The sequence below is a fragment of the Chloroflexaceae bacterium genome, from assembly GCA_025057155.1.
GTDB lineage: Bacteria > Chloroflexota > Chloroflexia > Chloroflexales > Chloroflexaceae > JACAEO01.
Genome location: JANWYD010000144.1, coordinates 1 through 568, shown reverse-complemented (window position 1 = coordinate 568; position 568 = coordinate 1). Strand labels below are relative to the sequence as shown.

1 protein-coding gene is annotated in these 568 nt (G+C 69.7%); it reads left to right on the top strand.

Annotated features, from left to right (window positions below; genetic code table 11):
* A partial coding sequence (locus NZU74_20715) for a hypothetical protein (GenBank protein MCS6883747.1) occupies positions 1-403 on the top strand: 403 nt, incomplete at its 5' end.
* Between the last annotated feature and the right edge of the window lie 165 nt (positions 404-568).

Below are 568 nucleotides of genomic sequence, written 5' to 3'. Positions count from 1 at the left end.
CCTGCGGCCCGTCACGAGGATCATCGCCGCGCTCCGCGGCAGGGTGCCGGTGATCCTGTTCGCCCGCGGCGCTCACGAGGTCTGGGACTCCCTGGCGGACACCGGCGCGCAGGTTTTGGGCGTGGACTGGACCGTGAGCCTGGCGGCGGTGGCGCGGCAATTGCCCGCCCGCGTGGCGGTGCAGGGCAACCTCGACCCGTGCTTGTTGACGACTTCCGCGCCGGTCGTGGCACGCGAGACCAGACGCATCCTGGAAGCCATGCGCGACCGGCCCGGCCACATCTTCAACCTCGGCCACGGCGTGCCGCCCACGGCGAAGCTCGAATGTATCGAGAGCCTGGTCGAGACGGTGCAAAATTTCTCCACCGCGAGACCTGCGGCAGCGGAAACCGGTTCGCCGTGAGCTTCAAAGTTGAAATCGTGGTGCCGTCGCTCGGCCCGGCTTGCCCCCGCCGGGAAAACCCGGCCTGCTCAGGCCGACTTCCAGTGCCCATGACCCGGTCCGCGGGCGTCCCCGCCCGCAGCGTGTCCTGCCGTTCCACGTGGTCGGAAGGTTGCCGACGTGACC